Source organism: Methylobacterium sp. E-016, from assembly GCF_022829745.1.
Classification (GTDB): domain Bacteria; phylum Pseudomonadota; class Alphaproteobacteria; order Rhizobiales; family Beijerinckiaceae; genus Methylobacterium.
The window spans coordinates 1-23,398 of record NZ_JAKSYF010000115.1 but is presented as its reverse complement, the minus strand read 5'-3'; the positions used below and the strand labels follow the sequence as shown (position 1 = coordinate 23,398).

General features: G+C 72.5%; 15 protein-coding genes and 2 pseudogenes. 9 read left to right on the top strand and 8 right to left on the bottom strand.

The features are described 5' to 3' along the window. Positions 1 to 48 precede the first annotated feature (48 nt). Positions 49 to 1,223 (top strand): annotated as a pseudogene (locus MKK68_RS14475) (vWA domain-containing protein). A gap of 10 nt (positions 1,224 to 1,233) precedes the next feature. Here MKK68_RS14475 and MKK68_RS14470 read toward each other — a convergent pair. Both MKK68_RS14470 and MKK68_RS14465 read right to left on the bottom strand, forming a co-directional pair. Beyond that, positions 1,234 to 1,554 (bottom strand): 2Fe-2S iron-sulfur cluster-binding protein, encoded by a 321-nt coding sequence (locus MKK68_RS14470; RefSeq protein WP_147726980.1) that lies wholly within the window; start codon positions 1,552 to 1,554, stop codon positions 1,234 to 1,236. Positions 1,555 to 1,771: 217 nt separating this feature from the next. Next, complete coding sequence (locus MKK68_RS14465; protein WP_244030858.1) at positions 1,772 to 2,086, bottom strand: Hpt domain-containing protein; 315 nt, start codon at positions 2,084 to 2,086, stop codon at positions 1,772 to 1,774. Positions 2,087 to 2,358: 272 nt separating this feature from the next. Between MKK68_RS14465 and MKK68_RS14460 the strand changes: the two genes are divergently transcribed. After that, a complete protein-coding gene (locus tag MKK68_RS14460) occupies positions 2,359 to 9,477 on the top strand; it encodes a hypothetical protein (protein WP_244030855.1) in 7,119 nt (2,372 codons plus the stop codon). Positions 9,478 to 9,532: 55 nt separating this feature from the next. On the opposite strand, the gene MKK68_RS14455 is transcribed toward MKK68_RS14460, so the two are convergent. From MKK68_RS14455 to MKK68_RS14445, 3 genes and pseudogenes are all read right to left on the bottom strand, one after another. After that, on the bottom strand, positions 9,533 to 9,973 hold the full coding sequence (locus MKK68_RS14455) for a DUF1489 family protein (protein WP_147728889.1): 441 nt from the start codon (positions 9,971 to 9,973) through the stop codon (positions 9,533 to 9,535). 115 nt (positions 9,974 to 10,088) lie between these two features. Continuing rightward, positions 10,089 to 10,841 (bottom strand): annotated as a pseudogene (locus MKK68_RS14450) (AAA family ATPase). A 173-nt stretch (positions 10,842 to 11,014) separates the two neighbouring features. Beyond that, positions 11,015 to 12,034, bottom strand: coding sequence for a hypothetical protein (locus MKK68_RS14445; protein ID WP_244030853.1), 1,020 nt, complete (start codon positions 12,032 to 12,034; stop codon positions 11,015 to 11,017). Positions 12,035 to 12,185: 151 nt separating this feature from the next. On the opposite strand from MKK68_RS14445, the gene MKK68_RS14440 reads away from it, so the two are divergent. The 5 genes from MKK68_RS14440 to MKK68_RS14420 all read left to right on the top strand — a co-directional run bounded on the left by MKK68_RS14440 (position 12,186) and on the right by MKK68_RS14420 (position 17,337). Next, positions 12,186 to 13,409 (top strand): MFS transporter, encoded by a 1,224-nt coding sequence (locus MKK68_RS14440; protein ID WP_244030851.1) that lies wholly within the window; start codon positions 12,186 to 12,188, stop codon positions 13,407 to 13,409. 111 nt (positions 13,410 to 13,520) lie between these two features. After that, a complete protein-coding gene (locus MKK68_RS14435) occupies positions 13,521 to 14,621 on the top strand; it encodes an ABC transporter permease (RefSeq protein ID WP_244030965.1) in 1,101 nt (366 codons plus the stop codon). Between the two features lie 25 nt (positions 14,622 to 14,646). Then, entirely contained in the window at positions 14,647 to 15,456 is an 810-nt protein-coding gene (locus MKK68_RS14430) for an ABC transporter ATP-binding protein (protein WP_244030850.1), read from the top strand. Positions 15,457 to 15,545: 89 nt separating this feature from the next. Then, on the top strand, positions 15,546 to 16,628 hold the full coding sequence (locus tag MKK68_RS14425; RefSeq protein WP_147729241.1) for an MlaD family protein: 1,083 nt from the start codon (positions 15,546 to 15,548) through the stop codon (positions 16,626 to 16,628). Between the two features lie 121 nt (positions 16,629 to 16,749). Next, entirely contained in the window at positions 16,750 to 17,337 is a 588-nt protein-coding gene (locus tag MKK68_RS14420) for an ABC-type transport auxiliary lipoprotein family protein (RefSeq protein WP_243935546.1), read from the top strand. 13 nt (positions 17,338 to 17,350) lie between these two features. On the opposite strand, the gene MKK68_RS14415 is transcribed toward MKK68_RS14420, so the two are convergent. From MKK68_RS14415 to thiE, 3 genes are all read right to left on the bottom strand, one after another. Continuing rightward, positions 17,351 to 17,974, bottom strand: coding sequence for a helix-turn-helix domain-containing protein (locus MKK68_RS14415; protein WP_147729642.1), 624 nt, complete (start codon positions 17,972 to 17,974; stop codon positions 17,351 to 17,353). Positions 17,975 to 18,100: 126 nt separating this feature from the next. Beyond that, positions 18,101 to 18,913: a bifunctional hydroxymethylpyrimidine kinase/phosphomethylpyrimidine kinase gene (gene thiD / locus MKK68_RS14410; RefSeq protein ID WP_244030849.1), complete on the bottom strand. Its 813-nt coding sequence runs from the start codon at positions 18,911 to 18,913 to the stop codon at positions 18,101 to 18,103. Next, complete coding sequence (gene thiE / locus MKK68_RS14405; protein ID WP_147859161.1) at positions 18,910 to 19,635, bottom strand: thiamine phosphate synthase; 726 nt, start codon at positions 19,633 to 19,635, stop codon at positions 18,910 to 18,912. The genes thiD and thiE overlap by 4 nt, the downstream gene beginning before the upstream one ends. Before the next feature lie 250 nt (positions 19,636 to 19,885). On the opposite strand from thiE, the gene MKK68_RS14400 reads away from it, so the two are divergent. Further along, positions 19,886 to 20,866 (top strand): NUDIX hydrolase, encoded by a 981-nt coding sequence (locus MKK68_RS14400; RefSeq protein ID WP_147729042.1) that lies wholly within the window; start codon positions 19,886 to 19,888, stop codon positions 20,864 to 20,866. Positions 20,867 to 21,060: 194 nt separating this feature from the next. Continuing rightward, positions 21,061 to 23,398, top strand: a 2,338-nt coding sequence (locus MKK68_RS29505) for a phosphatase PAP2 family protein (RefSeq protein WP_279605350.1), incomplete at its 3' end; no start/stop codon positions are given.

The following is a 23,398-nucleotide window of genomic DNA, read 5'->3' as shown; positions in this document are numbered from 1 at the left end:
TCGCGACCGGCGCTTGACCCGATGCCCGCCGCGGCGCGTTATCGAGCGATGCTGCTTCAGTTCTTCACAGCGCTGCGCGAGGCGCGCGTCCCCGTCTCCCTGCGCGAGTACCTGGTCCTGCTGGGCGCGCTCGAGCGCGACCTCGCCGAGAAGCGGGTCGAGGAGTTCTACTTTCTCGCCCGTACGGCCCTGGTGAAGGACGAGGGCCATCTCGACCGGTTCGACCGGGTGTTCGGGTCGGTCTTCAAGGGCCTGGAAACCGTCGGCGAGGCTGTGGCGCCCACCGCGATTCCGGAGGAATGGCTGCGCAAGCTCGCCGAAAAGTACCTCACCGATGCCGAGAAGGCGGAGATGAAGGCGCTCGGCTGGGACAAGCTGTTCGAGACCCTGAAGCAGCGGCTCGCCGAGCAGAAGGAGCGCCACCAGGGCGGCTCCAAGTGGATCGGCACCGGCGGCACCTCGCCCTTCGGCGCCTACGGCTACAACCCGGAGGGCATCCGCATCGGCCAGGACGGCAACCGCAACTTCCGCGCGGTGAAGGTCTGGGACAAGCGCGAGTTCAAGGATCTCGACGACACCGTCGAGCTCGGGACCCGCACGATGCGGCTGGCCCTGCGGCGGCTGCGCCGCTTCGCCCGCACCGGGGCGGCCGACGAGCTCGACCTCGACGGCACGATCCGCGAGAGCGCCCGCCAGGGCTACATCGACGTGCGCCTGCGGCCGGAGCGGCGCAACGCGGTGAAGGTGCTGCTGTTTCTCGACGTCGGGGGCTCGATGGATTGGCACGTCGAGCAGGTCGAGGAGCTGTTCTCGGCCGCGCGCTCGGAGTTCAAGCACTTCGCGCACTTCTACTTCCACAACTGCCCCACGAGGCGGTGTGGACCGAGAACCGCCGCCGCCACGACGCGGCGACGCCGCTCGTCGACGTGATCCGCACCTATCCGTCGGACTACCGGGTGGTGTTCGTCGGCGACGCCTCGATGAGCCCCTACGAGATCGCGGCGCCCGGCGGATCGGTGGAGCACTGGAACGAGGAGCCCGGCGCGGCCTGGGTGCAACGGGTGCTCGCGCACTTCCCGAAGGCGGTGTGGCTCAACCCGGTGCCGGCGCCGCAATGGGGCTACACGCAATCGATCGCGATGATGCGGCGGCTGTTCTCCGACCGCATGTTCCCGCTGACGCTGGAAGGCCTCGACGGGGCGATGCGGGCGCTGCTGCGTTGAACCCGATCGCTCAGCCCTGGCGGGCCGGCGTCGTCACCGTGAGCCCGTCGAACTCGGGCTTGATGCGGATCTGGCACGAGAGCCGGGACGTCGCCTTCACGTCGGAAGCGAAATCGAGCATGTCCTGCTCCATGTCCTCGGCCGGCCCGACCGCCTCGGCCCAATCGTCGGCCACGTAGACGTGGCAGGTGGCGCAGGCGCAGGCGCCGCCGCACTCCGCGTCGATCCCCGGCACGTTGTTGCGCAACGCCGTCTCCATGACGGTGGCGCCGACGCTGCCCTCGACGGTCCTCGCCGTTCCGGCATGATCGACGTAGGTGATCTTGGGCATCCGTAACTCCGGGCTCGTGGATCGGGCGGGCAAATGTCCGGCGAGCGCCGGGCCTGCTTGGCGGGGCATGACGCGGATTGCAAGCACGCGAACGTTGTGACGCGTCGGCGGACACCTGAGGGATGGGTTTGTCGCTGCAAGCTACGCGGCAAGCCGCGGCGTGTTCCCCTCCCCTGCAACCCGAACCGCTTATGCCGCAGATGTCGACCGCTCAGGATCAGCCGGCGATCTCCGCGAGCACGGCCGCGACCGCCGGTCCGAGGGCGGCCACCGCGTCTGCGCCGTCGCCGCCCCCGCGCAGCGCCGACTCGGCGGCGGCGGCGAGATCGCGCACGCGCCCGGCGCCGACCGAGGCGGCGGAGCCCTTCAGGTTGTGGGCGAGATCGGCACGGTCCTGCCCCGGCAGCGCCGCATCGGACAGGCGCGGCAGGATCCGCAGGCACTGCTCCGCGAACAGGCCGAGGAGCTCGGCGGCCAGATCCGCGTCTCCGAACGTCTGCGCGTCGAGATGCGCACGGTCGATGGCGTCCACGGTCGGGCTTCCTCGGATCTGCATCCCGGCTGTCCACAGGGCGCGTCGCAAAGCGGTCGCCACCGGATCATCCTTGCTGCATCATGGGTTGGCGGCCTGTCCGCCAGGTCCGCTCCGCCTTGGTAACCATTCCGTTAAGGAATTCCGAAGCGGGGTCCCCGATCGGGTATCCGGGGGGACCGGCGGGGTCTAAATTGACTTGGTAAACGGGTAGTTGTGTCTCCGCCACCGGCTCTCGCCGGCGGTCGCGAGATCGCGTAACGAGGCGTTGCATGGCCACCGAAAAGAAGCTGAAGGACCCGGCCGAGGCGGCGCTCTCTGCGATCGAGCAGGCGCTGAACCTCGAGGTCCTGACGCCCGAGGCCGAGACCCGGACCGAGCCGCGCCTGCCCGATGTCGGCGACGGCGACCCACTGCAGGAGCAGGGCGGGCGCCTGAGCCCTCCGCGCCTCGACCTCGATCCGCCGCTCGCCTCCGACGTGCCGCCGCCCGGCCGGGAGCGCGCGCATCGCGAAGGCGGCCTGCTTCCGCCCGACCGCTCGCTGGTGGCCAACGACGACCGGCGCAACATCGGAATCCTGCAGCAGACGCTGCGCGTGCGCCCGGCGCGGACTCCCTACATCCTGGCCGCGCTGGCGGCGTTCCTCTGGGTCAACGGGCTCGCGCTGCTGGCCTGGAATCAGTCCGGCGGCGACCTGAAGGGATTTCTGACCGGCCTCACCGCGCTGCAGGCCACGGTCGGCGCCGCCGCGCTGGTCGGGCCGGTGGTGCTGTTCCTGATAACGGGCATGCTGGCCGTGCGGGCCCAGGAGATGCGCCTCGTGGCGCGCGCCGTCGGAGAGGTCGCGATCCGCCTGGCCGAGCCCGAGAGCTTCTCCACCGACGCGGTGCTGACGATGTCGCAGACCGTCCGCCGCGAGGTCGCGGCGGTCGGCGACGGCGTCGAGCGGGCCCTGGCCCGGGCCGGCGAGCTTGAAACCCTTGTCCGCGGCGAGATCGCGACCCTGGAACGCGCCTATTCCGACAACGAGATCCGCATCCGCTCCCTGGTCGACGAGCTCGTGGCGCAGCGCGAGTCCATCGTCGCCAACGCCGAGCGCGTGCGTGGCGCGATCACCGGCTCGCACCAGAGCCTGACGCAGGAGCTGGAGGGCGCGGCCGAGCGCATCGTCACGGCGATGACCGGCGCCGGCGAGCGCGTCACCGGCGCGCTCGACGCGCGCGGCGACGCCATCACGACGTCGCTGGGCGAGGCCGGAGACCGCGTCGTCGGCGTGATGTCGGGACGCGGCGACGAGCTGATCGCGCGGCTCGCCGCCACCAGCGAAGGCGTGCGCGGCTCGATCGCCGAGGTCGGCGAGACGCTGACGCGGTCGTTCGAGACCCGCGCGGCCGACGTGACCCGGGTGTTCGAGAGCACCGGCGGCGCGCTGACCGAGCGGCTGGCCGAGAACGCCAGCCAGGTCGCACGCTCGCTCGCCGAGACCGGTGCCGGCGTGATCGACGCCCTCGACCGCCAGGGCGCGACGGTGCGCGAGAGCTTCGAGCGCTCGGCGGGAAGCCTGGAGACCACGTTCCTCAGCCGCGGCGATGCGCTCGCCGAGCGCTTCACCCAGACCGGCGGCGAGATCACCGCCCGCTTCGCCGAGACCGGCGACGCCCTGCGCGCGCACTTCGCGGCCACCGGCACCGCCCTGTCCGACGACATCGCCGGCCGCGGCGCCGCGCTCCGCACCGAGATCGAGACCGCCGGCGACGGCGTCGCCGCGTCGATCGAGGCGCGCGGCCGCGACGCCCAGGCCGGGCTGGCGCTCGCCGCCGCGGGGGTCATCGAGACCTTCGCGTCGCGCGCCGCCGCCGTCCGCGACGACCTCGTCGGCACCGCCGAGCGGGTCGCGGAGGCGGTCACCACCGGCGGCGGCGGCGTCGCCGACCGCATCGAGGCGATCGCCGGGCGCCTGCACGAGACCATCACCCTCCACGGCGGCGACCTGGAGACCCGCCTCGACGCGGCGGGCGAGCGCGCCGGCAGCCTCGTGGCCCAGCGCTCGCAGGAGGCCGCCTCCAGCCTGGAGGCCGCCTTCGCCAACCTCGGCGACACCTTCGCCCACGGCGCCTCGGGCGCCACCGGCTCGCTCCGCGAGACCATCGCGACCCTCTCGGCCGAGATCGCGGCGCGCACCGCCGAGGCCGTGGACAGCTTCCGCCGCTCGGCGGAGGAGACCACGGTCTCGATCGGCGCGACCGGTGCCGAGGCGGCGCAGGCGATGCGCCGCTCGGCCGCCGGCGCCACCGGCGAGCTCGAGGCCCGCACCGTCGAGGCCGTTCAGATCTTCGAGCGTCGCCTGGCCGACACCGCCGCCGACCTCGCGGCCCGCAGCGCCGAGGCCGCCGAGGCGATCGGCCTTGCGGCGACCGCCGCGCACGGCGCCACCGCGACCCAGACCGCCGAGATGACCGCCCGCGTCGACGCCGCGATGGACGCGCTGCGCGCGACCTCCGGCGAGGTGACGGGTGCCGTCGAGACGCACATGACAGGCCTGCTCGGCCGGATCCGCGCCGCCTCGGAGGAGACCGGGGGCGAGCTCGGCAGCCGTGCCGAGGCGGCGATCGAGGCCCTGCGCACCGCGATGGGCTCGCTCAACGCCGAATTCGCGACGCGCTCGAACGAGACCACAGGCGCCATCGCCCGCGCCGCCGATCAGGTCGCCGAGGAGCTGTCCGCCCGGATGCGCACGATCGAGGCGGCCTTCGGCGAGCACGGCCGCGGCGTCACCGACCTCCTCGCCAGCCATGCCGAGGAGACCCAGGCGCGGATCGCCGGGACCGGACGCGACATCGTCCTCGCGGTCGCGACGCAGGGCGCGCGCGTCGCCGACGCCCTCCACCAGAGCGGCGCCAGCTTCGGCGAGACCGCCGACGTGCGGGTCAAGGCGATCGACGAGACCATCGGCAGCCGGCTCGCCGCCCTGCAGGACATCATCGCCCGCGGCGACATCCTCGCCGACAAGATCTCCCGCGACACGAGCACGCTCGGCGAGACCATGGGTGGCAGCCTGGCCGAGATGGACCGGATCATTTCCGTGAAGGGCAAGGCGGTCGCCGAATCCATCGCCGAACGCACCCGCGACGCGCAGGACGCGGTCGAGACCCATCTCGGCGCGCTGGAAGAGCGCTCGGCGAAGCGCTCCAGCGAGATCGGCGAGACCTTCGCCAACCTCGTTACCCACATCGACGGGCATCTCGGCACCCGCGCGACGGCGCTGAACGAAGCCCTGGTCGGTCGCACCGGCGAGATGGCGCGGATCATGGCCGAGGGCAGCCGCGACCTCGTGCAGGCGCTGGACAGCCGGACCGAGGGCCTGGGCCAGGACATCGCGTCCCGCGCGGTCGCCATCAGCGACGCCCTCGCGCTCCGCAGCGAGGAGATCGCCCGCCGCCTCGACGAGGGGGCCGGACGGTTCGACACCGGCGTGCTCGGCCGCCTCGAGGCGATCGGCGCGGCGCTGGAGGAGCGCAGCCGCCTGGTCGACGAACGCTTCGGTGCCCAGGCCTTCGAGGCGATCCGCCTGATCGAGAGCCGCACCCGCGCGGTCGACGAGGAACTCGGCAGCCGGACCCGCGACCTCGTGGAGACGATCGAGAGCCGCACCAGCGGCATCGACGCGGCGATGGCCGCGCGCGTCGCCGACCTCACCCGCGCGATCGAGGAGCGGACCGGCGGCATCGACGCCGCGCTCTCCGGCCGCGTCCAGGAACTCGTCGCCCTGATCGAGGAGCGGGCGACCAGCGCCGACGCGGCGCTCGCGACCCAGACCGAGACGGTACGGCGCGCCTTCGCCGAGCGCTCGGACCTGCTCGGCCAGCTCATCGACGAGCGCACCGCCGCGATGTCGAACGAGCTCGACGAGAAGGGCCGCATGGTGTTCGGCGCCATCGGCGGCCGCATCACCGAGCTGGCCCGCCTGTTCGACCGCGGCGGCACCTCGCTCGGCGAGGTCATCGACCAGCGCGGCGAGAGCGTGCTGGCCAAGCTGCAGCAGACCATCGCCGACGCGGAGCGCATGCTGGGCGACGGCGAGGGGCGCCTCGGGCGCACCCTCTCGTCCCGCACCTCGGACATCAGCGGCTTGCTCGACGAGGGCGTGCGCACGGTCCACGACCTGCTCGACGCCCGCACCAACCAGATCCGCCTCCTGCTCGACGAGCACGCCACGACCCTGTCGTCGAGCCTCAACGGCCGCATGGGCCCGCTCCACGACGCCCTCGACAGCCGCGGCCGCGAGCTGGTCGAGACCATCGCGACCACGCTCGGCCACGCCACGAGCACCCTCGACGACCGGACCCAGGCGATGGGAACCCTGTTCGACGAGCGCCTGCATGCGCTGGCGGACCTCGTCGACGGCCGCGGGACGCAGTTCGCCAAGACCGTGGACGCCCGGGCGCAGATGCTGCGCGCCCTGTTCGAGCAGGCGCATGCCGCCCTCGATGCGGTGGTCGAAGGCCGCGGCGATCATCTCGCCACGAACGTGGACGCCCGCGTCGCGACGCTGCGCGCGGTGTTCGACGAGGCGCCGGCCGCGCTGGCGCAGCTCGTCGACGCCCGCGAGCGCCAGCTCACCGAGGCGCTGGACGAGCGCACGTCCGCCCTGCGCACCGCCTTCGCCGAAGCGCACGACGCCCTCGAAGGCCTGGTCGAGAGCCGCGGGCGGCAGCTGGCCGAGACCGTCGACACCCGGACGCAGACCCTGCGCTCCCTGTTCGACGAGAGCGGCCACGCGCTGGGCAGCGCCGTCGAGGATCGTGCCGAGCACTTCGCCCGGATGGTCGCGGCCCGCACCGACGGCCTGCGCGCCCTCTTCGACGAGGCGACCGGCACGATCGAGCACCTGCTCGAAAGCCGCACCTCGGCCCTCGGCGGCGACGTCGAGGCCCGCACCCGGGCGATCACCGAGGCTTTCGACGCCCGGATGGCCGACCTCGCCGACCTGCTGCAGGCGCGGACCGATGCCTTCGCCAAGACCGTCGAGGCGCAGGGCACGGCCCTCACCGTCAGCGTCGACGGCCACAGCGAGGCGTTCACCCAGCGCATCGACAGCCGGATGAAGACCTTCGCCACCCTGGTGGCCTCGCGCGGCGACGCGCTCGCCACGGCCTTCGACGACCGCCACGACGCCTTCGCCGGCCTCGTCGAGGAGCGGATGGCGTCCCTCGTGGCGGCGCTCGACGAGCGCGCCCGCAGCCACGCGGCTTTGGCCGACGCCCACACGGCGGCGCTCGGGGCAGCCCTCGACGAGCGCAACGCCGCGATGGCGGCGCTGCTCGACGAGCGGACCGAGGCCCTGTCCGCCGGCTTCGAACGCCGCGCCGACGCGCTCGGCACGCTGGTGGATTCCCGCGGCGAGGCCCTGGCACGCCGCCTCGCGCAGAGCGCCGAGACCATCGTCCGCGGCATCGAGGAGGGCGGCGGCGCCCTGGTCGAGCGCGTCGACGGGACCGGCCGCACGGTCGCGGACACCATGAAGGGCCATATCGACCGCCTGCGAGCGGTGATCGACGGACCGGTGCTGCAGCTCTCCGGCGCCCTGGCCGAGCGCGGCACCGCGATCGAGCGGGCGCTCGCCGAGACCGGCGAGCCCCTGATCGAGGCGCTGCGCGAGCGCACCGAGGCGCTGACCCTGCAATCGCGCGAATCGGCCGAAGCGCTGCGCGCCGCGGTCGAGAACGGTGCGGCCCGCTCCATCGCAGGCCTGTCTGAGGTCAACGACCGCCTGCGGCGCGACCTCGGCAGCGTGGTCGCCCGGATCGAGGCGGCGAACGCGGCCCTCTTGGATCTCGTCGCCGGTGCCGACGCCAATCTCGGCGCGATCGAGGGCAGCCTCGCCAACCGCGTCCAGCAGATCCAGGAGGCGCTGCAGGAGGTCGCGGCGCAGACCGGGACGGCGAGCGAGGGCGTCTCGGCCCAGGTCGAGGTCCTGCGCGGCGTCGCCGAAGGGGCCGTGCGCGAGGCCACGAGCCTGGCCGAGGCCCTCGACGGCCGCAGCCGCGCCCTGGCCGAGCAGTCCCGCACCCATGTGGCCGAGCTCGGCCGCGCCGCCGGGTCGCTCGAGGGCGTCGAGGGCCGGCTCGCCGCCAGCCTGTCGGGCCGCGAGGAAGCGATGGAGACGGCTCTGGCCGGCCTGCAGGAGCGCTCGGCTTCGTTGGACAGCCAGACCGCGGCCTTCGCCGAGTCGATCGAGCGTTCGCTGCGCGCCGCCGAGGAGCGCGCCCGCGCCGTCGGCGAAAGCCTCACGCAGTCGGCCGGCGCCGCCGGCGCCCGTGTCTCGGAGGCCTTCGACGGCCTCCGGACCGGAGCCGACGCGGAGGGCGAGAAGACCGCCGAGTCCGTCCGCGCCGCCATCGCCGCCGCCTCGGCCGAGATGCGCACCGTCTTCGCGGAGGCACAGACCCGCTTCGGTGAATCGGTCGCCGGCATGCGCGAGATGGCAGGGGCGATCCGGACCGAGCTCGACGCCACCCGCGCCGACCTCGCCCGCGGCGTGCTGGAGCTGCCGCAGGAGACCCAGGACGCCACCGGCGAGATGCGCCGCGTGGTCTCCGATCAGATCAAGGCGCTGAACGAGCTCTCGGCCCTCGTCGCCCGCTCGAACCGTGCGGTCGACGTGGTTCAGCCGCAGGCGGCCGAGCAGCGGCGGACGGCGGAGGCCGGCGGTCGTGCCGCTCCGGCTTCGCGCCCGGCCCCGGCGCAGCCGGCGCCCGCCGCGACCTCCGCCCCGGCAGCGGCGCGGACGCCTCCCGCGGCGGCTGCCGCCCGGCCGGCGGCCCCGGCCGCCCCGGCGCGGCCCGTGGCGACGGCACGGGCCGAGACCCCGGCCGCGCGTCCCGCGTCTCCGGTCCGCCCGACGGCAGGCCCGGCCTCCGGTGACAAGCGCGGCTGGCTGTCCGATCTGCTGACGCGGGCCTCGCTCGACGACGAGGACGAGGCCGGCGCCACCGAGCCCCCCGTCCCTGCCGCTGCCACGTCGAAGGCCGCGGTGGAGACCGGTCGGATCGCCCTGGAGACGATCTCGGCCGATATCGCGCGGATGATCGACCACCGCACGGCGGTCGACCTGTGGGAGCGTTATCGTCGCGGCGAGCCGAACCTGTTCGACATCAAGATCTACACGCCGCAGGGCAAGCAGACCTTCCTGGAGATGCAGCGCCGCTACCGTGCCGACGCCGAGTTCCGCCGCACCGTCGACCGCTACGTCAGCGAGTTCGAGCGCCTGCTCGGCGACGTGGCCCGCAACGACCGCGACGCGGCCCGCGCCGACGCCTACCTGACCTCCGAAACCGGCAAGGTCTACACGATGCTCGCCCATGCGAGCGGGCGGTTCGAGGGCGCCTGACGTCTGCTGGACGCGAGAAGGGCGGCTCCATCGGGGCCGCCCTTCGTTTGTCCGATCACAAGAGCCCGAGACCGACCAGCTCGCGGCGCAGGGCCTCGGGCATGGCGGCGAGGTCGGCGGCGGCGCCGATGCCGAGGTCCCCGGGCGCATCGCGCTGGGTCAGGTAGCGCCAGCCCTGGAACGGTCGGCACGGCCGCGGCGTCACCGCGACGATCGCCGGATCGAGGACGAGGCGGCAGCGGCCGATGCCGTCGTCGCCGGTGACGAGGTCGATCGCGGTGATCGCCTGGCGGCAGCTCAGCGTGCCCTTGATCACCCAGTAGATCGAGCCGTGCCCAGCGATCTCGGCCCGCCGCTTCGGGACCATCCGCGTGGTGTGGACGGGCGCCGGATCGGCACCGAGCCGCAACGCCTCGTCGCGGAATCGGGATTGACGCGCCTCCAACTCGTCGATCGAGGCGGGGCCGACGCAGAGCTTGAGCAGGTGAAGGGCCACGATGTCGTCGGTCTCTCGCAGGCGCCGGGCGATGCGCGGAGGGTGTAACGCCGGATCATTGCGGCGAACGCGCGACCCTTCGTCCTGGCTACAGGTTCCGGCCGCGCGATCGTCGCTACGCGTCGGTCATCGCCTCGATCATGCCTTCGGGATCGCTCACGAACTGCCGCAGGATCCGGAAATGCTCGGTGTCCTGAAGGGCGACGGGCTCGAGGCCGTGCCGGCTCATCCGCAGCAGCCGTGCGCCGGGATGGGCCATGATGATCGGCGATTGCGTGACGATCAGCACCTAGGTCTGGTTGCCCGCCTCCATGCGCCTCAGGAGCCTGAGGAAGTCGAATTGCCGGTTCGGCGACAGGGCCGCTTCGGGCTCGTCGAAGAGGAAGATCCCGGGCTTGGCGCAGCGTTCCTCGAAGAACCGGATGAAGCCCTCGCCATGCGAGTAGGACAGGAAATCCGCGCTGGGGCTGCCGACCTCGTCGAGGTAGCGGGCGACGGAGAAGAAGCTCTCCGCCCGGAAGAACCAGCCGCGACCGACCTTCGGCAGCCAGCTCGCCCGGAGCACCCGCGCGAGGTCGCCGCCGCTGGTCTCGGCCGCCCGGGCGTTGTCGACGGCGCGGTAGCCCGCGCCGCCACCGCTCTCGTCGAACCCGGCGAGGACCGCGATGCCCTCCAGCAGGGTGGATTTCCCGACCCCGTTCTCGCCGGCAATGATGGTCACCGGACGATCGAACGCGAGCTCGAACCCGCCCTCCCGGAACAGCGGAAGGCAGTAGGGATAGGCGTCGCGATCGTAGACCGCGTCGTCGGGCAGCCAGACCCGCTTCAGGTACGGCGGCGGCAACGACTTGTTCCGATACCTCGGCAACGCCCGGCCTCCGTCGCTTCGCCCCTCTGGCCCATAGGAGCGGCGATCTCACGGGGGCGCAAGCGGCGCGAGGCGCGATCCCGAGCTTCGGGGAACGCGTCGCCCCGCCGTGGTTCGCCGGCGCAGGCGCGGTCCCGGATCGGAGGGCGGTCTCGCGCTCGCTCGGCGGAGCCCTAGCAGAACAGCGCCAGCTTCTCCTCGACGCTGAGCGCATCGATCTCGGCGAAGCTGAGCGCACGTTCCGCGGGCGGATGCGATTCGGCGCTGATGTCGGCGGGTGCCGCGTCGGCAGCCCGGAACTCGAGGGCGTCGTCCTCGGAGGCGATCTGCGCCTCGAAATCGTCGGCCCAATCCAGCTCGGCCTCGACGTCCGACGCCTCCGCGGCCGACTCGGGCTCGGGCTCGGGCGCCGAGGGCAGGAACACGATGTCGTCGTGGAGCGGCACCGCACCGGGTTCGATCGCGCGGAGAGCCGCATGCGCGGCGGCGATCACCGCCGGTGCGTCCATGCCGAGATAGCGGTCGACGTCGCTCTGATCGAGGTCCTCGGGCCGCGATTCGCGGGCCGGGCGCGAGGTCGCGTAGCCCGGCGCCGGCGGGACCGGAGCGCCGGCATCGCCCCAGATCGCCATCATCGCGATCAGGCGTTCCTCGAGATAGCGCAAAGTCTGCACGATCCGGCTCGTGCGCTGCGCCGTGAGGTCCTGGAACGAGCAGGCGGTGTAGATCTGCGTCGCGTAGCGGTCGAGGGCGTCGCAGGCCGCCTCGTCGATGCCGTGCTCGCGCAGCGACCACGCGCTTTCCTGAACCTGCTCGGCGGCGGTGAGGATGTCGGTGGTCGCCCGCTCGGTCGCCTGGACGATCGCGTCCAGCGCCTCCGAGGCGATGCCGAGGCGGGTCTGGTCGTGATCGGGATCGGTGATCGCCGCGATCTCGGCCTTGGTCCGGCTGATCGCGCTCGCCATCTCCATGATGTCGCCGCGGAAATGGCTGACCGCGTCCGGGCCGTGCCCGTCCGTGACCGCGGATTCGAGCCGCGCGATCGCGTCGAGCAGCACGTTCGTGTCGGCGCTGCGGTTGCGGCGGGCATACTCGGCGAGGAACCAGCGCCCGCGGGCGCTCCCGCTCATGGTCGCCTCGATGGCCTCGTACTCGGTCGGCTCGAAGGCCGTCAGCGAGTGGGAACCGGACATGATACGCGTCCTCGAAGGCGATAGCCTCGCGCGGTGGGACGAGACCCGGCTCCGGCGCAACTCTGGCAAGAGCGCAATTTGACAGGATCGGTTTAACGGCGGCTTACGGTGGCCGCTCCCGTCCCGATCCACCCCGCATCGATCCGAGACCTTGGCCGCGTTCCCGACTCTCGAGCCCAGCCGTTTCCGCCTGTCGCTCCTCTACGCGGTGGTCTTCGTCGAGATCGGCATCGCGATGCCGTTCATGCCCGTCTGGCTCGCCGCGCTCGGCCTCGACGCCTCGGTGATCGGGCTGCTGCTCGCCCTGCCGATCGCCACGCGCATCGTCGCCACCGCACCGCTGATGAGCCTGATCGATCGCGGCGTCGGCGTCCGGGCGCTGCTGCTGACGGGCAGCCTCGCCCTGGCGGCGACCTACGCCCTGATGCCGGCCGGCGCCGGGATCGGCTGGCCTGCGCTGGCGCTCCTCGTGCTGCTCAACGCGGTCGCCGGCGCGCCCCTGGTTCCGAGCATCGACTACCTCACCCTCGCCGCCGTCCGCCGGCAGCCGCGGATCGACTACGCGCGGATCCGGATGTCGGGCTCGGTGGCGTTCCTCATCGCCAACCTCGCCGGCGGGGCGCTGCTCACGGCAATGGGCGAAACCCTCGCGGTGCCGCTGCTGCTCACAGGGCTGGCGCTGATCGCGAGCGTGGTGGCCTTCACCAGCCGCTCGGTCGCCGCGCCGGCGCCGGAGCACGCGGAGGGGCTTCGTCCACGGCTGCCGCTGCGCCTCAAGCTCTGCGTCGCCGCCGCCGCCGCGATCCAGGCGAGCCACGCGGCGATCTACGCCTTCGGCAGCATCCACTGGACCGCGCACGGCTTCTCGACCGCGACGGTCGGCGCGCTCTGGGGCGTCGGGGTCGTCGCCGAGATCGTGCTGTTCGCCTGCGTCGCCCGCCTGCCGGCCGCGTGGCGCACGCCGTTCCGCTATCTCGCCCTCGGCGGCGGGGCGGCGCTGGTTCGCGCCGTGGGGATGTACGCCCTCGGCGACACCTTGCCCGCGCTCGTCGGCCTCCAGGCCCTGCACGGGCTGACCTTCGGCGCGACGCAGCTCGGGGCAATGGCCGCCGTCTCCGCCTTCGCCCCGGACGGCGCCCGCGGCCGGGCGCAGGGAACGCTCAGCGCCGCGAACGCGACGGCGGCGGCCGGCGCCACGCTGCTCAGCGGCTTCGCCTACCGGGCCGGCGGGCCCCTCGTCTTCCTGGCGATGGCGCCGCTCGCGGTCGCGGGCCTCGCCCTGACTGCGGCCGCCGCGAGCCGGGCCGCGGCCCGGGTCCCTGCCACCGGGCAGCCTCCGGTTGCGGTGCGGCACGATACGGACCGTCAACCCTAATCTGAACATATCGCGCAGGCAGACCGGCGCCGATCGAGGGACACAGGCTTCGTGCAGGCCAACGACACCACGCCGACGCATCGACTCGACCGGCAGCCCGCCGGCGCGACCATCGCGCCGGGCGACGGACGCGTCGCGCTCGACGGGCGCTGGACGGCCGACCAGGGCGGCGCGGTCGAGACCGCCGCCGCGCGGATCGCCGCCGAGGCCAGGAGCCGCCCCGTGATGGTCGACCTGAGCGCCGTCGCGCGCCTCGACACCCTCGGCGCCTGGGTGCTGGAGCGGACCCGCGGCGAGATCGAGGCGGCCGGCGGGCACCTGAGCTATGCCGGCGTGCGGCCTGAGCACCGCATCCTGCTCGGCGAGATGCACCTGCGCGATCCCGAGCCGGCCGCTCCCGAGCGCCAGGGCCGGGTCTTCGCGATGCTCGACGGCCTCGGCCGCCGCGTGGTCCGCGGCGGGCACGACCTGATCACGGGGCTCGCCTTCCTCGGCGAGGTGATCGCCGCGTGCCTGCGCGTGGCGTCGCGTCCGTCGACCTTCCGCGGCCGGGCCTTCGTCAACCAGATCGAGCAGGTCGCCTTCCGCGGCGTGCCGATCATCTTCCTGATCTCGTTCCTCGTCGGCGGCATCGTCGCGCAGCAGGGCATCTTCCAGCTCCAGCGCTTCGGGGCGGCGGCCTTCGTCGTCAACCTGATCGGGCTCCTGATCCTGCGCGAGCTCGGCGTGCTGCTCACCTCGATCATGGTAGCCGGACGCTCCGGCTCGGCCTTCACCGCCGAGATCGGCTCGATGCGGATGCGCGAGGAGGTCGACGCCCTGCGCGTGATGGGGCTCGACCCGATCGAGATCCTGATCGTTCCGCGCATCCTCGCCCTCGTCGTCGGGCTGCCGATGCTGACGCTGATCGCGGCGCTCGCGGCGCTGACCGGCGGCGGCCTCACGGCGATGGCCTATGGCGGGCTCACGCTGGAGCAGTTCCTGGCGCGGCTGCAGGCGGCGGTCGGCGTCCACCACGTCCTCGTCGGGCTGATCAAGGCGCCGTTCATGGCGCTGATCATCGGCATCATCGCGACGATCGAGGGGTTCGCCGTGGAGGGCTCGGCGGAATCGCTCGGGCGCCACGTCACCGCCTCAGTCGTCAAATCCATCTTCATGGTGATCGTCCTCGACGGGTTGTTCGCGGTGTTCTTCGCAGCGATCGATTTCTGAGGATCCGGTGCGAAACCCAGACGCCATGCCCGAGACGACCGAACCCGAACCGATCATCCGCGTCCGCGACCTCGTCGTCGGCTTTCGCGACCGCACCATCCTGAAGGGCCTGAACCTCGACATCCGCCGCGGCGAGATCCTCGGCTTCGTCGGCCCGTCGGGCCAGGGCAAGTCGGTCCTGACCCGCACGATCCTCGGCCTCGTGGCCAAGCGCTCGGGCACCATCGAGGTGTTCGGCCAGGACATGGACGGCCTCACCATCGCCGAGCGCCGCAGCGTCGAGCAGCGCTGGGGCGTGCTGTTCCAGCAGGGCGCGCTGTTCTCGGCGCTCACCGTGAAGCAGAACATCCAGATGCCGATGCGCGAGCACCTGAACCTGTCCGAGCGCCTGCTCGACGAGTTCGCGCGCCTCAAGATCGAGATGGTCGGCCTCAAGCCGGATGCCGCCGACAAGCTGCCCTCGGAACTGTCGGGCGGCATGATCAAGCGCGCGGCGCTGGCCCGCTCGCTCGCGCTCGACCCCGAGATCCTGTTCCTCGACGAGCCGACCTCGGGCATCGACCCGATCGGCGCCGGCGAGTTCGACGAGCTGGTCGCGACCCTCAAGCAGACCCTGGGCCTCACCGTCTTCATGGTGACGCACGACCTCGACAGCCTCTACACCGCATGCGACCGCATCGCGGCGCTCGGTGACGGACAGATCATCGCCGCCGGCACGATCGACGAGATGCTGGCGCACGACCACCTGTGGCTGCGCTCGTACTTCCACGGCAAGCGCGCCCGCGCGATCGTCCCGGCGGCGCCGGTGCGGACGGGCGTCCCCGCCCATGCGTGACCGCTCGCACCGGGGGCGGATGCCGGCGCGCCACGCGGGTGCGCCCGCGCACCGCACGAATGCCACAGCTTGGCGGAAGGCCTGAGATCATGGAGACCCGTGCGAACTTCGCCCTCATCGGCGCCTTCACCCTCGGGGTGATCCTGGTCGGCTTCGGCTTCGTGCTGTGGCTGTCGGGCGGCTCGTCGCGGCAGGTGAGCCAGGCGGTGCGCGTCGTGTTCTCGGGCAGCGTCGGCGGGCTGTCGCGCGGGTCGAGCGTGACCTTCAACGGCATCAAGGTCGGCGAGGTGACGGACGTCCACCTGCTGCCGCAGGATCCGCGCCGGGTCATCGCCGAGATCAAGGTGGCCCCCTCGACGCCCCTGCGCGCCGACACCCGCGCGCGCCTCGATTCGGCGATGCTGACCGGCGTCTCGGTGATCGCGCTGAACGGCGGCAACGCCGACGCGCCGGCGCTGGCGCCGGGCACGAACGGCGAGATGCCGACGATCTTCGCCGACTCGTCCGACATCCAGGACATGATGGCCGCCGCCAAGCAGATCGCGCAGCGGGCCGACGACGTGCTCCAGCGCCTCGACAAGCTGGTCGCCGGCAACGAGGGCGCGATCACCCGCACGCTCGCCAACGTCGAGAGCTTCTCGAAGACGCTGGCCGAGGCCGGGCCCGCCGTCTCGAGCCTGGTGAAGGCGGTGGACGGCAGCAAGCTCAACCGCGTGATCGACAACGCCGACCGGTTCTCGAGCGCGCTCGCGACGTCGAGCCCGGACATCGAGGCCGGCCTGCACGACGCCCGGTCGCTGGCGGGCAAGCTCAACGCCTCGGCCGACCGGATCGACGCCGTGCTGAAGGGCGCCGAGGGCTTCCTCGGATCCGCCTCGGGCGAGGCCGGCGCCAGCACGTTCACGCAGGTGCGCGAGGCCGCGATCTCGGTGCGCGACGCCGGCAAGGCGTTCCGGACCCTGTCCGAGAACCTCGACAAGCGCACCGCCAACATCGCCACGAGCTTCGGGCGGCTCAGCGGCACCGGCCGACGCGAGGTCGAGGCCCTGTCGACCGACGGGCAACGCACGCTCAACACCCTGAACCGCACGGTCCGGACGCTGGAGCGAGATCCCTCGCAGGTGATCTTCGGCGGCAAGCCGTCGTTGCCGGAATACAACGGTGGCCGCTGAAGTCGCGCCGTTCCGGGTCGATGTGCCTCGCCGCACGGCACATTTCATGCGGCCGAATAGTTTGAACGGCACAGCTTCATCCGTTCCCGGCCACCCGGCCGGGAACGTTCAGGTATCGCGTATGCTCCGTCCCGTTACCGGTCTGGCCCTGGTCGCCTCGCTCGTCGCCCCGATCCTCGGCGGCTGCGGCGGGGGCGCCGCGCCGCTGACCTTCGACCTCATGGCGCTGCCGGCCGCCGGCCGCCCGGCCGCGAGCGCGCGCGCGATCGTGGTCGCGGAGCCGGTGGGCATCCAGCCGTTCGAGGCCGATCGGATCATCGTGCGCGAGGCCGGCGGCTCGCTCTCGTTCCTCGGCGGCGGCCAATGGGCCGATCGCCTGCCGCGCCTGATCCAGACCCGGATCATCCAGAGCCTGGAGAATGCCGGCCGCCTGCGCTCGGTCTCGCGCCCCGGCGACAAGGTCGTGGCCGACTACCAGCTCATCTCCGAGATCCGCGCCTTCGACATCGCGGCCGGCACCGGCGAGGCGGTGGTGGACATCTCGGCCAAGCTGGTCGCCGACGGCACCGGCAAGGTGGTCGCGGCCCGGATCTTCACGGCGCGCGTGCCCGTCACCGCGGTCGATGCCGGCAACGGCGCGCGGGCGCTCGACCAGGCGCTCGGCACCGTGCTCGCGGACCTGGTGCGCTGGGTGAACGGCGGGCGCTGAGCGCCCGGGCCGCTCACTCCATCACCGCCGCCTTCATGATCACCACCATCGTCGCGCGGCCCGGCACGTCGCCGGTGCAGCGGACGACGTGCTGGCGGTCGCAGCGGTAGCGCAGGGTCTCGCCGGCCCTCGCGCGCTGAACGACGCCGCCGATGTCGACCTCGAAGCAGCCCTCCGAGACCGAGAGCGATTCGACCGAGCCGCGCTGGTGCGGATCGGAATCGAGCACCCCGCCCGGGTCGGCCGAGACCTCGTACCATTGCAGCCACTCGATGGTCTTGACCCAGCCGATGATCGCCAGCCGCACCTTGCCGTCCTCGGAGACGAGGATCGGCGTGTCGGCGCGCGAGGACTTCTCGATGAAGGGCTCCTCGTCGTTGGCCGCCAGCACCCGCTCGATCGAGACGTCGAGCGCCTGCGACAGGCGCCAGATCGTCGCCAGCGTCGGGTTGGTCTCGTTGCGCTCGATCTGGCTGATGATCGACTTGGCGACGCCGGATTGCTCGGCGAGCTCCGACAGCGAGAGGTTGTAGGCCTTGCGCAGGCGCTGGATCGTCTTGCCGAGCTGTCCCGACAGCACGGCCGCTCCGCTCAGCATGTCCCGGCCCCGACCCGGCCGTTCCGCCTGTTCCTGCATCGCCGAAGCCATCCGCATTCCGCCATCGCGTTCCGTTTATCGGAACGAACGTGCGCTACTACAAACGCAATCCCCCCGCGGATGCAAGGCGACCGGCGCGGATGCGGCAGCGTGCCGGCTCGGCGTTCAGGCCCAGATCGCGAAGAAGTGGTGGACCGGCCCATGCCCCTCGCCGATCGCGAGGTCGTCGGCGGCGGCGATCGCGGCGGCGACGTAGGCCTTGGCGGCGCGGACCGCCGCCTCGAGGCCAAGGCCCTTCGCGAGGCCGGCGGCGACGGCGGCCGACAAGGTGCAGCCGGTGCCGTGGGTGTTGCGCGTCGGGTGGCGTGCGCCCGAGAAGCGCCGCACCAGCCCCTCCGAGGTCAGCAGATGATCGACGCTCTCGTCGCCCGCGGCATGGCCGCCCTTGATCAGCACGCCGTGGGCGCCCGCGGCGACGAGGCGCCTGGCCTGCGCGGCCGCGCCGTTCTCGTCGGCGGCCGGTGCCTCGTCGAGAAGGCTCGCCGCCTCGGGCAGGTTCGGGGTGATCAGGTCGGCGAGCGGCATCAGGCGGCTGCGGAGCAGCATCACCGCGTCGTCCGAAATCAACCGGTCGCCGCTGGTGGCGACCATCACCGGATCGAGCACCACCGGGATGCGCCGCGGGATGGCGTGGCGCTCGAGCGCCGCGGCCACGGCCTCGATCACCGCCGGCTGCGACAGCATCCCGATCTTCACCGCCGTCACGGCGAGGTCGGAGAAGACGCTGTCGATCTGCGTGGCGACGAAGTCGGCGGGCACGTCGTGGATGCCCTGGACGCCGCGCGTGTTCTGCGCGGTCAGCGCCGTGATCGCGCTGGCGCCGTAGACGCCGAGCGCCGAGAAGGTCTTGAGATCGGCCTGGATCCCGGCGCCGCCGCCCGAATCCGATCCTGCGATGGTCAGCGCGATCGGCGTCATCGGGCGGCTCCCCGTTCGACCAGCGCCGCGTCGACCCGCGCCCGCAGGTCGCGCGCCCGGCCCTCGACCGCCTCCGCCCCGAACAGGGCCGAGATCACCGCGATCCCGTCGGCGCCGGCGGCGATCACCGCGGCGGCGTTGCTCGCGTCGATGCCGGCGATCGCGCCGACCGGCACCGCGGTGCCGCGGGCGAGCCTGGCGCGGAACGCGATCCGCGCGAATCCGTCGAGGCCGACCGGCGGATCCGGGTTGTCCTTGCTGGTCGTGGCGAAGACGCCGCCGATGCAGGCGTAATCCACCGGCAGCCGATAGAGCTCGTCGGCCTGCGCGCCGGTCTTCAGCGTCAACCCGACGATCGCCCGGTCGCCGAGCAGCCGGCGGGCATCGGCCGGGTGCAGATCCGACTGGCCGAGATGCACGCCCTCGCAACCCGCGGCCAGCGCGAGGTCAACCCGGTCGTTGACCAGCAGCGGCGCGCGGCCGGCGAGGGCCGCATGGATCGCGCGGATGCGGGCGAGCGCGGCTCGGGCGTCGGCGATGTCCTTCTCGCGATACTGGAACAGGGTGCAGCCCCCGGCGACCGCCGCCGCCGCCATGTCGGCGAGGCGAGGCCCGTCGTCGCCGCAGACGCCGACGTCGAGGAGACCGTAGAGGCGCAGGTCGACCGTCGGACCGGACGCGCGGCCGGTCGTCGCGTTTCCGAGGCTGCCGCCCGCCTGCATCGCCCGCCTCCTCACGACCGGCTGTCGTCCCGGCGCGTTCGGCCCTGTCTGGCCACCGCAGAGCCGCTTAGCAAGCGCTTTCGGCCTCAGAGGCAAGAGGGCGCCATCCCCGCCGGAATGTCGGCGCCGCGTTGACGGATTGCGGCCGTTTGCGGCTTAAGCAACGACAGGTCGATGCGCGGCCGCTCCATCGACGACCGCTCGGCCTCGGGCGGCGGGTCATGCGATGGACAGGGCGACGGGAAAGACGATGTCGGCGGACTTGCGCGCGGCCGGGACGGTGCCCAGCCCCTCCTCCGTGGGGCTCGCCGCGGCGATCATCGCCGCCACCGAGGGCGAGCCGCGCGCGCTGACCGTCCAGGTGGCCGACCAGGCCGCGGGACGCGGCGACGGGCTGCCGGCCGGGCCGCTCGTGTCGGAGCATGCCACCCTGGAGCGCGGCCTGCGCGCCTGGGTCGAGCGCCAGACCCACCAGCGCTTGGGCTACGTCGAGCAGCTCTACACCTTCGGCGACCGCGACCGGCAGGCCGACGCCAGGGCAGGCGTCCACACCCTGTCGGTGGCCTACCTCGCCCTCGTGCGCGAGGAGCGCCCAGCGGGCCTGGCCGAGGCGGCCTGGCGCAACTGGTACCGCTACCTGCCCTACGAGGATTTCCGGAAGGGCCGGCCGCCCGAGCTCGATGCGATCGAGGCCGAGCTGCTGGCCTGGGCCGGCGCGCCGACCGATGCCAAGCTCCGGCGCTCGCGCGCGGACCGCCTCGGCCTCACCTTCGGCCTCAACGGCGCGACCTGGAACGAGGAGCGCGTGCTGGAACGCTACGAGCTGCTGTTCGAGGCGGGGCTGATCCCGGAAGCCGCCGGCAATGCCGGGCCCGCGCGCCCCGGCGACCCGACGGGAGTGCCGATGGCGTTCGACCATCGCCGGGTGCTCGCCACCGCGATCGGACGCCTGCGCGGCAAGATCAAGTATCGCCCGGTGGTGTTCGAGCTGATGCCGCCGCACTTCACGCTGCTCCAGCTTCAGCGCACCGTCGAGGCTCTGTCGGGAACGCAGCTCCACAAGCAGAACTTCCGCCGGCTGGTGGCGCAGCAGGGGCTGGTGGAGGAGACCGAGGGCGTCACCAGCGGCACCGCCGGGCGGCCGGCGCGCCTGGTCCGCTTTCGCCGTGAGGTCCTGCTCGAGCGCCCCGCCCCCGGCCTGCGCCTGACGCCGTCGCGCCGGTCGCAGTGATGCGAGCCGGCAAAGTCATCCTCGAGACGCCGTGTTCCGGGCCGAGGTATTTAGCCACCACAGGATAGTACTTGTTGCTTTTCAGCAACCCCGCGTACTTCTCAATATTATGACTGGATTATGACGAAGACTCCGACGTAGACTTCGCTAGTTCTGCTCTCCGAACGCCGAAGATCGGCACGAGGGGACGAATCATGGACTTCAAGCAGGGTGTCTCGATCGCCGCGGTGGTCGTCGCGGCCTATGGGCCGGCAGCCGTCCAGGCGCAGACCGCGAACACGACGCCGGCCAACGTCAACGTGCTGAACCTGCTCGCGCCGTTCCTCTCGCTGAACGGAACGGCGGTCGGGCAGCAGACGCTGCAGCTCAACCTCTCGCAGGCCATCGCCCAGAACCAGGGCGCCTCGGTCGCCGACCAGCAGCGGGCGATCAGCGACAAGGCGCTGCCCGGAAGCGCCGCCTTCGCGACGACGATCACCCTCCTCGACGGGACGCGGGTCAATCTCGGGCCGGGCGACAATCTCGCGGGCGGGCTGCCGCTGCAGGCGGCGCAGAGCCCGGGCGGCCTCAACCCCTACCAGCCCGTGGGCGGGCTCGGGCCGCAGCTCGGCGCGATCTACCAGACCGGCATCCGGGCGAGCACCGCGACGAGCGGGCCGCTCACCAACACCTTCAACCTCCTGAATCAGGCCTACACGGTGCTCAGCGCCAACCTCGGCGTGGCGAAGAGCTACTTCGCGAACGGGGCAGCGAACAACCCGAGCACCGCGCCCTCCGGCAACGCGCCGCCGATCCCGGCGGTGGCGCCGGCCGGCTACACCCTGCCCACCGGTCCCTACACGATCCCCGCCGGCTCGCCCGCCGGGGCGGCCGGGACGACCGGCACGCTGCCCAACCGCTTCGACAGCGTCCTCGACCTCGCCTACGGCGTCCGCAACACGCAAGCGGGTCAGGACGTCTACGGCTCCTCGCGGCCGATCCAGGTCGCCGCGAGCCGCTACAACGTGTTCGACCCGACGGCGCTGAACGGCATCGCCACCAACCCGTCCTTCCCGAGCGGGCACACCCAGTACGCCTATACCGACGGCTACCTGCTCGCGATGCTGGTGCCGCAGCAGTACCAGAACATGCTGCTGCGCGCCTCGGACTACGCCAACGACCGCATCGTGCTCGGCGTGCACTATCCGCTCGACATCATCGCCTCGCGCGCCTTCTCGGCCTACGACCTCGCCCAGACCTTCACCAACCCGGCCTACATTAACAACGCCGCGACGACGGGCACGGCGATCAACATGCCGGGCCTGTTCACCCGGGCCGCGGCGGAGCTGCAGGCCTACGAGGCGGTGCAGTGCGGGAACACCGTCGCGGCCTGCGCGGCGAGTGCCGCCAACACCGCGAGCAACCCGTACGTGCCCTCCGCCGCCAACCAGGCGCTGTACCAGTCCCGCCTGACCTACGGCCTGCCGACCCTGACCTTCGCCCAGGCGCCGCGCGAGACGGCGCCCTTCAACGGCCCCGACGCCTCGATCCTGCTGGCGCCGCTCTACGGCGGCAGCACGACCGCCGCCAGGACGGTCGCGCCGAACGGCGGCCTCTACGGCAACCTGCAGACCGGCACGATCAACCAGATCCTCGTCAACACCGAGACCAACGCGCTCGCCGCCTTCTACGGCACGGCGCTGAGCTACTGGAGCCGTCTCGACCTGTACTCGGCCGCAGGCTACTTCGGGAACGTCGCCGGCACCCTGCGGATGGATGCCGCCGACGCGCTGGCGACGAACGTCGCGGTCGGCAACGGCGGCGCGCTCTACGCCAACGGCACGATCGCCGGCCTCGCCACGGTCAGCGACGGCGGCCTGCTCGGCGGCACCGGCACGGTCGGCGGCATCAGCGCGCTTTCGGGCGGCACGGTGGCGCCGGGCAACTCCATCGGCACGCTCACCGTCGCGGGCAACGCCGCGTTCGCGGCCGGCTCGGTGTTTCAGGTCGAGGCCAACGCCGCCGGCCAGTCCGACCGGCTCGCGGTCGCCGGCACGGCGACGCTCGCCGGCGGCACCGTGCAGGTGCTCGCGGCGCCCGGCACCTACGATCCGCGCACGCAGTACGCGATCCTCACCGCCGGCGGCGGCGTAGCCGGGCAGTTCGCGGGCGTGACCGCGAACTTCGCCTTCCTCTCCCCGACGCTGCGCTACCAGGCCAACGAGGTCGACCTCACGCTGACCCGCAACGACATCGCGTTCGCGACGATCGCGCAGACCCGCAACCAGGGCGCGGTCGCCAACGCGATCCAGGCCGGCGGCCCCGGCACCGGCGCCTACGACCGCACCATCGGGCTGACGACCCCCGAGGCGGTCGGAGCCTTCCGGGCTCTGACCGGGGACATCCATGCCAGCGCGATCTCGGCCGAGTTCGAGACCGCGTTCTTCGTCCGCGAGGCGATCCTGGACCGGATGCGCTGGGGCGCCCCCCCCGGCTTCGCGGAGGGCGCCGATTACGGACGCCTGCCGGCCGCCTACGCCGCCGACCTGCCCG

Coding starts and splice junctions, on each gene's coding strand:
- MKK68_RS14470 (WP_147726980.1), bottom strand. CDS start 1,554: ATGCCCAAGATCACCTACGTCGATCATGCCGGAACGGCGAGGACCGTC.
- MKK68_RS14460 (WP_244030855.1), top strand. CDS start 2,359: ATGGCCACCGAAAAGAAGCTGAAGGACCCGGCCGAGGCGGCGCTCTCT.
- MKK68_RS14445 (WP_244030853.1), bottom strand. CDS start 12,034: ATGTCCGGTTCCCACTCGCTGACGGCCTTCGAGCCGACCGAGTACGAG.
- MKK68_RS14430 (WP_244030850.1), top strand. CDS start 14,647: ATGCCCGAGACGACCGAACCCGAACCGATCATCCGCGTCCGCGACCTC.
- MKK68_RS14425 (WP_147729241.1), top strand. CDS start 15,546: ATGGAGACCCGTGCGAACTTCGCCCTCATCGGCGCCTTCACCCTCGGG.
- MKK68_RS14420 (WP_243935546.1), top strand. CDS start 16,750: ATGCTCCGTCCCGTTACCGGTCTGGCCCTGGTCGCCTCGCTCGTCGCC.
- MKK68_RS14415 (WP_147729642.1), bottom strand. CDS start 17,974: ATGCAGGAACAGGCGGAACGGCCGGGTCGGGGCCGGGACATGCTGAGC.
- thiD (WP_244030849.1), bottom strand. CDS start 18,913: ATGACGCCGATCGCGCTGACCATCGCAGGATCGGATTCGGGCGGCGGC.
- thiE (WP_147859161.1), bottom strand. CDS start 19,635: ATGCAGGCGGGCGGCAGCCTCGGAAACGCGACGACCGGCCGCGCGTCC.
- MKK68_RS14400 (WP_147729042.1), top strand. CDS start 19,886: ATGTCGGCGGACTTGCGCGCGGCCGGGACGGTGCCCAGCCCCTCCTCC.